Annotated in this window: 12 protein-coding genes, 1 tRNA gene and 1 riboswitch; of the genes, 6 read left to right on the forward strand and 7 right to left on the reverse strand. The window is 73.2% G+C overall.

All coding sequences use genetic code 11. The annotated features are described in order from the left end of the window. The coding region (locus tag ACWDR7_RS12660; RefSeq protein WP_449855256.1) for a hypothetical protein at positions 1–210 on the forward strand (210 nt) is incomplete at its 5' end. Between the two features lie 275 nt (positions 211–485). Here the strand turns inward: ACWDR7_RS12660 and ACWDR7_RS12665 are convergent. Continuing rightward, positions 486–561, reverse strand: a tRNA-Arg gene (locus tag ACWDR7_RS12665). Between the two features lie 52 nt (positions 562–613). Between ACWDR7_RS12665 and ACWDR7_RS12670 the strand changes: the two genes are divergently transcribed. Next, positions 614–1891: a hypothetical protein gene (locus tag ACWDR7_RS12670; RefSeq protein ID WP_449855257.1), complete on the forward strand. Its 1278-nt coding sequence runs from the start codon at positions 614–616 to the stop codon at positions 1889–1891. Here ACWDR7_RS12670 and ACWDR7_RS12675 read toward each other — a convergent pair. Genes ACWDR7_RS12675 through ACWDR7_RS12685 form a run of 3 tightly spaced genes read right to left on the reverse strand, consistent with a single transcriptional unit; the run spans position 1864 to position 3565 of the window. After that, positions 1864–2400: a hypothetical protein gene (locus ACWDR7_RS12675; protein ID WP_449855258.1), complete on the reverse strand. Its 537-nt coding sequence runs from the start codon at positions 2398–2400 to the stop codon at positions 1864–1866. The two genes, ACWDR7_RS12670 and ACWDR7_RS12675, sit on opposite strands and share 28 nt — an antisense overlap. Beyond that, positions 2397–2930: a hypothetical protein gene (locus tag ACWDR7_RS12680; RefSeq protein ID WP_449855259.1), complete on the reverse strand. Its 534-nt coding sequence runs from the start codon at positions 2928–2930 to the stop codon at positions 2397–2399. The genes ACWDR7_RS12675 and ACWDR7_RS12680 overlap by 4 nt, the downstream gene beginning before the upstream one ends. Continuing rightward, a complete protein-coding gene (locus tag ACWDR7_RS12685; RefSeq protein ID WP_449855260.1) occupies positions 2927–3565 on the reverse strand; it encodes a hypothetical protein in 639 nt (212 codons plus the stop codon). Before ACWDR7_RS12685 ends, ACWDR7_RS12680 begins: the two co-directional genes overlap by 4 nt. 217 nt (positions 3566–3782) lie before the next feature. Between ACWDR7_RS12685 and ACWDR7_RS12690 the strand changes: the two genes are divergently transcribed. From ACWDR7_RS12690 to ACWDR7_RS12700, 3 genes are all read left to right on the forward strand, one after another. Then, positions 3783–5369 carry a DASS family sodium-coupled anion symporter gene (locus ACWDR7_RS12690; RefSeq protein ID WP_449855261.1) on the forward strand — a complete coding sequence of 529 codons (1587 nt, stop codon included), beginning with the start codon at positions 3783–3785 and terminating at the stop codon, positions 5367–5369. A 70-nt stretch (positions 5370–5439) separates the two neighbouring features. Further along, positions 5440–5504: riboswitch (guanidine-III (ykkC-III) riboswitch) on the forward strand. A gap of 16 nt (positions 5505–5520) precedes the next feature. Beyond that, the gene (locus ACWDR7_RS12695) at positions 5521–5835 is read left to right on the forward strand and encodes a DMT family transporter (RefSeq protein ID WP_449855267.1); all 315 of its coding nucleotides are present in this window, start codon (positions 5521–5523) and stop codon (positions 5833–5835) included. Further along, positions 5836–6186 carry a DMT family transporter gene (locus ACWDR7_RS12700; protein ID WP_449855262.1) on the forward strand — a complete coding sequence of 117 codons (351 nt, stop codon included), beginning with the start codon at positions 5836–5838 and terminating at the stop codon, positions 6184–6186. A 3-nt stretch (positions 6187–6189) separates the two neighbouring features. On the opposite strand, the gene ACWDR7_RS12705 is transcribed toward ACWDR7_RS12700, so the two are convergent. Continuing rightward, positions 6190–6906, reverse strand: a complete 717-nt coding sequence (locus ACWDR7_RS12705; protein ID WP_449855263.1) for an NRDE family protein — start codon at positions 6904–6906, stop codon at positions 6190–6192. Positions 6907–6979: 73 nt separating this feature from the next. Here ACWDR7_RS12705 and ACWDR7_RS12710 point away from each other — a divergent pair, with 73 nt between their 5' ends. Continuing rightward, positions 6980–8320, forward strand: coding sequence for a bifunctional phosphopantothenoylcysteine decarboxylase/phosphopantothenate synthase (locus tag ACWDR7_RS12710; protein WP_449855264.1), 1341 nt, complete (start codon positions 6980–6982; stop codon positions 8318–8320). A gap of 9 nt (positions 8321–8329) precedes the next feature. Here ACWDR7_RS12710 and ACWDR7_RS12715 read toward each other — a convergent pair whose 3' ends face one another. Both ACWDR7_RS12715 and ACWDR7_RS12720 read right to left on the reverse strand, forming a co-directional pair. Next, positions 8330–8734, reverse strand: a complete 405-nt coding sequence (locus tag ACWDR7_RS12715) for an SRPBCC domain-containing protein (RefSeq protein WP_449855265.1) — start codon at positions 8732–8734, stop codon at positions 8330–8332. Between the two features lie 48 nt (positions 8735–8782). Next, entirely contained in the window at positions 8783–9445 is a 663-nt protein-coding gene (locus tag ACWDR7_RS12720; RefSeq protein ID WP_449855266.1) for a DNA alkylation repair protein, read from the reverse strand. Positions 9446–9705 lie beyond the last annotated feature (260 nt).

Below are 9705 nucleotides of genomic sequence, written 5' to 3' on the forward strand. Positions count from 1 at the left end.
CTGCCGCTGGCCACCGTGCGGCGGTGGGAGGAGGCCACGGGAGGGCTGCTCGTCGAGGGCTACGGCATGACCGAGACCTCGCCCGTGGCGCTCGGGGTGCTGCTTCACGCGTGGCTGTGGGCGTTCACGCCCGTCGCTCGGCCCGCCGAGCGCGCTTCGCGCTCGCACAGTGACCGGTTTCTGTGGAGGGTTGCGCTCATCGGTTGCTGAACGGAGGCGCGAAGCGCCGGAGATGAAGCGACCAGCGCAGCCGTCATGGACTTGCTGTGGTCGCTTCATCTTCGTTCAGCAACCGTGGGTTGAACCGGTCGGTTGCTGAACGGAGCGGCCGCAGGCCGCGGAGATGAAGCGACCAGCCCCCACGCCTCCACGGGCCTCTCCAGACGTCGCATCCGCGACGCCTGGAGCCTCGGGCCGTGGGGACCCGCTGATGGTCTCGCACAACCTCGAAGGGACCGCCGCATTCGCGACGGTCCCTTCGAGGTTGGCGCCCCCAACAGGATTCGAACCTGCGACCTTTGGTACCGGAAACCAACGCTCTATCCCCTGAGCTATGGAGGCTCAACGAGGATACCAGCCGGGGAGGGTGCCGCCGTGCCGATACCCTGACCGGGTGAGCCAGCACGCCCTCGCCACCCGCCCCGAGGGCGTGCTCCACGCGGGCTGGCGGATGATCGCCGACGCCGGGCGGCTCATCGGGCGGCACTGGCCGGCGCTGCTGCTGCTCGCGCTGGCGGCCGTCGTCTCGCGCCACTACCTGCTGCTGTGGGCCGTGGACGCATCGCTCGTGTCCGGCGTGCTCGGCCGGCTCGTGATGTCACTCGTCGTCTTCGTGCAGCTCGTTACGATCGTCGCCTCGCTGCTCGTCATGCGCGCTCGCGCGTCGAGCGGGCGGCCGTTCACCGATCTCCTCATCGCGAGCGCCGCCGTGATCCTGCCGTTCCTCGTCATCTACGAGCACTACGGCTTCCTCTACGAGGACACCCTGACGATGGGCCTCGGCGTGGCGTACAGCGTGATCGACGGCGAGGGCGACGTGGCCTCGCGCCTCGCGGGCAGCACGACGGCCGATGTGCTGGCCACCGCCGCCGTCGCATTCGCGTCCGCACGCGGGCTCACCATGATCGTGCGGCGCCTTCCTGGCGACCGCGATCGCCTGCGCGCCGTGCTGCGCCTGCTCGTGGGGTACGCCGAGGTGGTGTGGATCTTCCTGAGCGCCACGGTCCTGCGCGAGGGCACGCTCGGCTTCGGCGACTGGTGGCATTCCCGCCGCATCGGCGCGGCGCTGGATCGCTGGTGGCTGGGCGTCGAGCTGCACGTGCCCTCGCTCGCCGACTCGCTCGAGTGGCTGTGGTCGGCGGTGCTCGCGGTCGCGGCCGCCGCGATCATCGGCTTCGTCGTGCCGCTGGCGTGGCTCGCGCTGGGCACGCTCGTCTACGGCGCACAGGCCCGCCCGCTCCTCACCGCGGCGGGAATCAAGACGCGGGTCTCGCGCGTCATCCGCCGCGTGCGCGAGGACTGGATCGACCGGGCTCTCGACCTGGCGACCGACCCGGAGCGCCGCTTCGGCGGCGCGGTGGGCGCCGTGATCCTCGTAGTGCGCGCCGGCTGGGCGCCCGTGCTCGTGTTCTGCCTGGCCTTCCTCGTCGCCGACCGCGCCGGGTGGATCCTCGGCGAGCTCGCGCGCACCCTGCTCGTCTGGCAGCCGACCGCCGTCTGGTTCGCCTGGTACACGCCGATCGAGACGCTCGGCACCGCCGCGCAGCGCGTGCTCACCCTCGCCCTCGTCGCGTCGGCCGTCGATGCGCTGCTGCGCGGGCTGGGCGCGGCCCCCGCGCTGCGGCTGCCGGCGCGGGCTCCCGGCTATCGGCCGTCGATCCCGAAGCGATAGAACTGCGGCGAGAAGGTGCGGCCGAAGGGGTCGACGAGCTCGACGCGCGCCGGCTCGGCGTCGTCCGGCATCACGAACAGCGTCTCGAGCCGCGGGTCGTCCTGCATGCCGCAGTCCAGCTCGGTGGCGTTCCACTCGGGCAGCTCCACGACATCGCGATCGATCGGCGTGAACAGGCGGCCGGCCGCGTCGACGACGCGCGGGGCGCACGAGACGACGTCGTCGCGCGTCGACTCCACGTCGATCACGAGCCGCCACGCGCCGTAGCCCTCCGGCGGCGTCCACGGATCGCCGTACTCGCCCGTGACCACGCGCTCGCGCGAGAACGAGACCAGCCGCACCGACGACTCCCCGATCGTCGCCCAGCCGTCCGCGCCGGGCTCGACGGCCACGCGCGGCTCGGTGACGAGATACCCGTCGCGCGCGTCCTCGGCGGCCATCCACGCCGCGGCCCCGACCGTCGCGGCGAGCGCGACCGCCGTGAGCGCCACGGACAGCGAGCGCCTCACGAGGCGTCCTCCCACTCGGCGTCGGGGAGCGCCACCGTGCCGGACGCCCGCTCGATCGGCACGCGGATCGCCGTCTGCTGGGGGTAGCGGCTCACCGTCATCGCGATCGTCGCGCTGGTCAGCTCGACGTCGGCCGCCACCTCGAACACGATCGGTCCCCGCAGCGACATGCCCGGCTGCGCCTGCGGCAGACGCCGGTCCACCCGATCGGTCGCCTCGAAGCGGCGGCCGGCCGCGTCCTCCAGCCACCAGCTGAGGTCGTCGATCGGCCCGGCCACCCCGCGCAGCGAGGCGTCGACGACGATCCAGTAGCCGTCCGTGTCGATCTCCTCGCCGCCGGCGTCCACGCGGGTCGCCGCCGTCGCCCCGTGGACGGTGACCGCTCCCTGGCCGATCGCGACCGGCGCGCCGGCGTGACCGGTCAGCACGACCGGCCGATCGATCGGCAGGTCCGCGTCGATCCGATCCGCCAGCAGCCCGCCGGCGATCACGAGCACACCGAGCGACCCCAGCGTGGCGAGCCGCCTCATCCGTCGTCTCCCCTCAGCACGTCGGGCAGGCGATCCGTGTACGGGATCGTCATCTCCGCGGCGGGGGCGACGCCGCCCCAGTGCCACTCGTCCGCGGAGGGGCTGAAGGCCCAGTGCGCCTCGAGCGCCTGCACGTCCAGGCCGTCCGCCGGGGCGTCCGCGGCGGCGGCCAGCGGCCACAGGTACGCGACGTCGACGGGCAGGTCGGGGTGCAGCTGCGGCGAGCGCCGGCCGTCGTCGAGGGCGATGGTGTGGCTCGCATCCGGGCTCGCATCGTCGCCGTCGGCGAGCGCCAGCCCCGCGGGCAGCTCGATCACCTGGCGCGGGAACACGAGCGTGGACGCATCGGTCGAGACGACGGTGGCCCGCACGACGAGCCACGCCGAGGCGCCGTCGGGCAGCGACTGACCGTCCTCGGTCGTGACGGTGTAGTCGTGGATCGTCGCGATCACCTGGCCGTGGTCGTGCGGTTCCCCGGCCGCCCACTGCGCCCGCACGCGCGCGTCGGCCGACGCGAACCCGCCGAGCGCGGCGGTCAGCGACACGACGGCGATCACCGCGGCCGCGGCGATCCAGGCGCCGCGGGGCACGCGCGACAGCACCGCACCGATCGCGCCCGCGCCGCTCCCCGCCACGCCCCCAGCCTACGGAAGCAGGGGGGCTTCCGCCCCCTCCGCCTCCGGCGCTACGCTCGCGGCATCCGGCCCGTCCGGGGCGGACGCGTCGGGTACGCACGCGGTACTCAGACGGAGACACGCAGACCGAGCACTCAGACCGGGACGACCCGCCGATGCGGCGCTAGCGTCGCAGGCAAACATCCATTCATCTGAATATTCCTTCGAAGGAGTGGTCATGCGCCGCACCGAGCGTCCGACGGCATCCGAGCCGACCGCCGAGGGCACAGGCCGGGGCCCGAGCCCCGACACCCTCTCGATCCTGTGGAAGTTCGGCGTGATGCTGGCGGTGGCCATCGCCATCGCGCTCGTGCCCACGCCCGAGGGCGTCGAGGACCGCGGCATGCTCATGCTCGGCATCTTCGTCGCGACCATCATCGGGCTCATCCTGCAGCCGCTGCCCACCCCGTCGGTCTCGCTCATCGGGCTCGCCGCCGCGATGGTCACCGGCGCCATGGGCATGTCCGCCGTGCGCGTCGACACCGTCGGCGGCGGCACCGCGAGCCTGCCCATCGAGGCCCTCGCCGGCTTCGCCAACACGACGGTGCTGCTCATCGTCGCGGCGTTCTTCATCTCCGACGGCTTCCTGCTCACGGGCCTCGGCCGCCGCATCGCGCTGATGTTCATCCGCGTGCTCGGCAAGACGCCCCTCGGCATCGCGTACGGCATGGCGGCCACCGACCTCGCGCTCGCCCCCGCCACCCCGTCGAACACCGCCCGCGCCGGCGGCGTCGTCTACCCGATCATCCGCTCGATCGCCGAGGTGCAGGGCTCGACGCCCGAGCCCGACGAGTCGCGCCGCAAGGTGGGCTCCTACCTGGCCTTCACCGCCGCGATCGTGAACACGATCACGAGCGCGATGTTCATCACGGCCATGGCGGGCAACCCGCAGGCGGTGTCGCAGGCCGCCGATCTGGGCATCGACATCACGTGGGGCGGCTGGGCGGCCGCCGCGATCGTGCCGGGCCTGCTCAGCCTCATCGCCGTGCCGTGGGTGATGTCGAAGATCTACGGCCCCACGACGAAGACCACCCCCGAGGCGCCCGCCATGGCGCGCGAGGAGCTCGCCCGGATGGGCCGGCTCTCGTTCGGCGAGACGGTGATGATCTTCACCTTCGTGCTGCTGCTCGTGCTGTGGATCTTCGGATCGAGCATCTCGGATGCCGTCAACGGCGCGCTCGGCACGGGCATCCAGCTCGACGCGACGACGGCGGCGTTCGTCGGCATCGCCGTCATGCTCGTCACGCGCGTGCTCACGTGGAAGGACATGGCCCGCAACGGGTCGGCGTGGAACACGTTCATCTTCTTCGCCGTGCTCGTGGGCATGGCCGAGCACCTGAACCGCCTCGGCGTCATCCAGTGGATCGGCGACTTCGTCAGCGGCCTCGTCGGCGGCATGCCCTGGGTGTTCGCCTTCGCGATCCTCACGCTCGTGTACTTCTACGCGCACTACCTGTTCGCCTCGAACACCGCGCAGATCGTCGCGATGTACGGCGTCTTCCTCGGCGCGGCCGTGGCCGCCGGCGCCCCGCCGATGTTCGCCGCGCTCGTGTTCGGCTTCATCGGCAACCTCTTCGGCGCTCTGTCGCACTACGCCTCCGGCCCGTCGGGCGTGATCTACGGATCGGGCTACGTGAAGGTCGGAGAGTGGTTCCGCACCGCGTTCGTCATGTCGGTCGTCGTCATCCTCATCTGGACGATCGCCGGCGGTGCGTGGATGGCCGTGCTCGGGCTCTGGGAGGGCGCCGCTCCGCCGCTCGGCTGATGGGTCCTGGCTGATGCAGCCCTGGGCGGCGGCTGGGCAGCCTCGCGCGGCGCCGTTGCTACCGTGAGAGGCGGGATCCGGCACCGGATCCGCGGACGAGGGAGCTGTACCCGCACACGACAAGACGGCCACGGAAGGGGTGTCGCACGCCATGGCGTGGCTCGTCTTGATCCTCTCCGGCATGCTCGAGGCCGTGTGGGCCTCGGCGCTGTCGGCCTCGAAGGGCTTCCGCAGGTGGAAGCCGACCGTCCTGTTCGCCGTCTCGCTGCTGGGCAGCATGGCCGGGCTCGCGTGGGCGATGACCTCGCTGCCCACCGGCACGGCCTACGCCGTGTGGGTGGGCGTGGGAGCGACCCTCACGGTCGCGTGGGCGATCGTCACGAAGCGCGAGCGGGCGAGCGTGGCGCGCGTGCTGCTGCTCGTGCTGCTCGTGACGTCGATCGTCGGCCTGAAGGCGGTGAGCTGAGTGGCGTGGCTCGTGCTGCTGCTCAGCGCGGTCGCCGAGGCCGTGTGGGCCACGGCGCTCGGCCTCTCGGACGGGCTGACGCGCCCCGCGCCGACCGCGGTGTTCCTCGTCGCGCTGACGGCGAGCATGCTGGGGCTCGGATATGCCGCGACGCGGATCCCGATCGGCACGGCCTACCCGGTGTGGGTGGGGGTGGGCGCGGCCCTCACGGTCGCCTACGCGATGGCGACGGGCGCCGAGAGCGTCTCGCCGTGGAAGATCGTCTTCCTGCTCGGGATCGTCGGCTCCGTCGTCGGCCTGAAGCTGCTGCCACCGCCGAAGCCGCGCGCGGCGGCCGACGAGTCGCGCTGACCGTCAGACCGCGGCGGCGAACGACAGCGGGCTCCACGCGCCGGGCCGCGTGAGCTCGGCGTAGCGCACGTCCGCCGCGCCCGGCGTCACCGACGCCACGCACGCGAGCAGCGACATCGTCGCGTAGCCGTGCGGACGGTTGTCGCGGATGATGGCGCGGTCATCGCGCGGATCGAGCGCGGCCGATTCGGCCAGCACACCGGTCCATGGCTCCCACCACCGCTCCCCCTCCGTCGACGCGGCCGCGAAGGCGCCGCGCCACGCCGCGATGCGGGCGGTGGCGGGATCGTCGGGCTCGTCGTGCGCGATCATGTGCGTGCCCGGCCCGAGATCCCGGCGCCGCAGCGCGGCGCCGTCCCACGTGGTCACGGTCGCCGACGCGCCGTCGATCCCGACGAGGTGGAAGCCCCGCGTGCGCGGCCGCTCCACGGCCCGGCCCGCGACGGCGTCGAGCACGAGCGCCCCGCGCGATTCGATCCGCTCCGGCGGCAGCGCCGGATCCCCCGCCCGGTTCACGATGACGGCCACGCGCCCGTCCGCCGGTCGCGCGGCGAGCCACGCGCCGCCGCCGAGCCGGTCGCGCACGCCGAGGGTGCCGGGCCGGTCCGGCCACCACGCCCCCAGCGGATCCCACGCGCGGGCGGGATCCTCGTCGCGCACGGCCAGCATCCGCACGGGGTCTGCGGCGCTCTCGGGGACGCGGATCACGACGGTGCACACGTGCCCAGCCTAGGCACGCCGCCGATCCGCGGGCCGCGATGCGCGGCGGCTGCGGATGCGAGAAGGTGGAGTCATGCGGATCGTCGTGGGCGTGACGGGCGGCATCGCCGCGTACAAGACCGTGCAGCTGGTGCGGCTGCTCGTGACCGACGGGCACGAGGTGCACGTGATCCCGACCGAGAACGCGCTGCGCTTCGTGGGCGCGCCGACGTGGGAGGCCATCAGCCGCCACCCGGTCACGACCTCCGTGCACGACGACGTGCCGCGCGTGCGGCACGTGGCCCTCGGCCAGGCGGCCGAGCTCGTCGTGATCGCGCCGGCGACCGCGCACACGCTCGCGAAGATGGCGGCGGGCCTGGCCGACGACCTGCTCGGCACGACCCTGCTCGCCACGACCGCGCCCGTCGTGGTGGCGCCCGCCATGCACACCGAGATGTGGCGCCACCCCGCCACGCAGGCGAACGTCGAGACGCTGCGGTCGCGGGGCGTGCGCTTCATCGGCCCCGACAGCGGGCGACTCACGGGCGACGACACCGGCCCCGGCCGGATGGCGGAGCCGGAGCGCATCCACGCCGAGCTCGGTGCGCTGCTGCGCGCGGCGGGCGGGCCGGCGGGCGACGGCGCACCGGGCGCAGTGGTCGGCGGCGCAGCGGAGGAGAACGGCGCTATCGGAGGAGCCGACGCCGGATCCGCTCCTCCGCACGGCGCGGAGTCCTCCGGAGGGCGGGACCTGGCCGGGCTGCGGATCGTCGTGTCGGCGGGCGGCACGCGCGAGCCGATCGATCCGGTCCGGTTCATCGGCAACCGCTCGAGCGGGCGGCAGGGCGCCGCCCTAGCCCTGGCGGCGGCCGAGCGCGGCGCCGACGTGACGCTCGTCGCGGCGCACGTCGAGGAGGCCGTGCTCGCCGACGTGCAGGCGCGGCCGGGGATCGCGGTGCGCACGGCAGGGACCGCCGCCGAGCTCGGCGAGGCGATGCGCGCGGCCGCCGACGGCGCCGACGTGGTCGTGATGGCGGCGGCCGTGGCCGACTACCGCGTCGCCGAGGTGGCCGAGACGAAGCTCACGAAGGAATCCGCCCCCGGCGGGCTCGAGCTGCGCCTCGTCGAGAACGAGGACATCCTCGCGGGCCTCGCACGGGATCGCGCCCCCGGCCAGACCGTCGTCGGCTTCGCGGCCGAGACCGTGGCCGACGACGAGGAGCTCGTGGAGCGCGCCCGCCGCAAGCGCGAGCGCAAGGGCGCCGACCTGCTCGCGGCGAACGCCGTGGGCTGGACCGCCGGCTTCGAGGCGCGCGACAACGCGGTGGTCGTCGTCGACGCGGGTGGCGAGGTCGTCGCACGCGCGGGCGGCTCGAAGCGGGAGGTCGCCGACGCGATCCTCGACGCGATCCTCGCGGCGCGCGCCGCGTCCTGATCCCGGCGGTCAGGCGTCGGGCTGCCGCAGGTGGTCGTCGAGCGCCTCGACGAGCCGCTGCGATCCCTCCGCGGTCTCGGCGCCGTGACCGCCCGTGTGGATGAGGGTGACGCGGCTGCCGGCGTCGTCGGGCTCGACGGTCCACGTCAGGATCCCCTGATCATCCCGGCCGCCGTCCCACGTCGCGACGAAGGTGTGCGAGAACGAGCGCGGCGGCTCGTACGAGAGCACCTCGCCCGCGAGCTGCACGTCGCCGTCCTCGTCCACGTATTCGATGGGCTCGCCCACCTGCCACGTCGTGCGCGGCCACGTGCCGTAGTACCAGGACCGCACCCGCACGGGGTCGGTGAGGGCCGCCCACGTGCGCTCGGGGGTCGCGCCGGTCTGGATCCGATACATCCGCTCGCCGTCCATGCCCCCATGGTGCCGGGGCGCGGCGGCGACCGCGAGGGGGTTGCGGGATCAGCCCTGCCTGCGCACGATCTCGGTGATCCAGATCGGGGCGTAGGGCGAGGTGCAGTTCGGCGGCGTCGGGTAGTCCTTCAGCACCTCGAGCCGCTCGCCGATGTCGAGCGCGCGGGCGCGCTGATCCGGGTGCGCGATGCCGATGTACGCGAGCGTGGAGTTCATCTCCCACTGCAGCGGTGCGGGGGCGTCGCGCATCTCGGCCTCGATGGTGTCGAGCAGCGCGGGCAGGTCGAGGCCGTCCGGGTCCTTCTGCGCGCGGAACCCCGTGAGCGCCCATCCGGCCGCGGCGACGTGCGGATCGGCGTCCTCGAGCCAGCGCAGGCGAAGCTGCTCGAGGTGCGGGCTCTTCTTGGCGATGTAGTTGGTGAGCCAGTCGCGCACCTTGGGCGCGCGGGCCTCGCGCAGCATGGCGTCGATCTCGTCGGCCGAGTACTGCTTCGGGCGCGAGACGAGCAGGGCCAGCAGTCGCGCGGGCGTGCGGCCGGTGGCCCACAGCTCGCGCGCGAGCTCGGGATCGGTCTTCACCCGCTTCGCGACGGCGCGCAGCTTCGACAGGTTGACGCCGTGGTCATCGCCGTGGCGCTCGTTGATCTCGCGCATGCGCGCGTCCTCGAGGCCCTCCAGCTCGGCCAGCAGCGCGCCCACCGTCTCGCTCATGCGAGCAAGCGTACGCGCGGTTGCGGAGCGCGACCCCGTCGGTTGCTGAACGAAGTGAGCGCCAGCGAACGAAGATGAAGCGACCACAGCAAGTCCACGACGGTTGCGGTGGTCGCTTCATCTCCGGCGCTACGCGCCTCCGTTCAGCAACCGATGAGTAACCGATGGTGCTCCCACCGGTCACTCTGCGAGCGCGAAGCGCGAGCGTGGGGGCCCCCAAAACGCCCGCCCCCACCCCCCAAAAACAAAAACCACGGAAG

This window comes from Microbacterium sp. NPDC003461 (assembly GCF_053588335.1).